Below are 1178 nucleotides of genomic sequence, written 5' to 3' on the forward strand. Positions count from 1 at the left end.
ACCGGCCCGTGATAAATGATGGCTTTTTTTATCCACGACCCATCGGGCCTAAGGCTATAAATTTTCGCCGTTTTGTCTTCACCGGCGGCCACCACGAGGCAGCTATCGGGACTGAAGTTGGCTGAGAGGACTCTGCCCTTATGGATAATGCTGCCTGCCTCTTCCCATGATCGATCCGCTTGCAGGCTGTAGATTTTTGCCGTGTTATCGTCACTGGTGGTCACTATGTGGCGGCCATCGGCGCTGAACCTGGCCGACCTGGCCGGAGCATTTTGGTAAAAGGTGTATTTTGTTTCCCATGATTCATTGGTTTGCCGTTCGTGGATTCTCACCGTTTTGTCCAGACTGGCGGTCACCACAAGGCGGTCATCGGGACTGAAGGAGGCTGATCTGACAGCACCATCGTGGGTAATGACGGTCATTTCTCCCCATGATCCATCGGCCTGCAGGCCATAGATTTTCGCGGTCTTATCTCTACTGGCGGTGACCAAAGAGCGGCTATCGGCGCTGAAGGTGGCTGAGTCAACAAAATGGTTATGGGTAATAGTGGTTTTTACTTCCCATGTGCCATCGTGTTCCTGACCATAGATTGTCATAGTCTTATCGTTATTTTTGATAAACAAATGACTGCTATCGGGGTTAATTCTGAACGACATGATCAGACAATGATGGTTAATAGTGTATTTTGCTTCCCATGATCCATCGGTCTCCCGACCATAGATTTTCAATGTCCTATCATTGGCGGTCAATAGTTGGTGGCCATCAGCACTGAAGGTGGCTAAGGTGCCCTCCATTTCTTGGTGAATAATGGCTTTTACTTTCCATGATCCATCGTCCTCCTGACCACAGATTTGCACCATGAAATCGGTACCGGAGGTCACCAATTGACGGCCATCGATATTGAAGACGGCTGAAAAGAGAAGACTGTCATGGCGAATGGTGGCTTTTAATTCCCATGATCCATCGGTCTTCTGGCCAGTGATTTTTGCTGTTTTATCGAAGCCGGCGGTCACCACATGGAGGCTATCGGCGGTGAAGTCGGCTATGCCGATTCGGTCTAAATGGGTAATTTTTGCTTTTGGCACTAACTTGAATGTTTCACATTCAGACATCAGTTTACTGCAGGTGAAAAGCAGCTGAGCAGGAAAATGAGTGGTTTCTCGTTGCTTTATGAGTGA

General features: G+C 48.5%; 1 protein-coding gene. It reads right to left on the minus strand.

Annotated features, from left to right (window positions below):
- A partial coding sequence (locus tag KDK17_RS10705) for a WD40 repeat domain-containing protein (RefSeq protein WP_257288064.1) occupies positions 1-1112 on the minus strand: 1112 nt, incomplete at its 3' end.
- Positions 1113-1178 lie beyond the last annotated feature (66 nt).

It is taken from the genome of Endozoicomonas sp. SESOKO2 (genome assembly GCF_024606245.1).
Taxonomy (GTDB): Bacteria; Pseudomonadota; Gammaproteobacteria; order Pseudomonadales; family Endozoicomonadaceae; genus Endozoicomonas_A.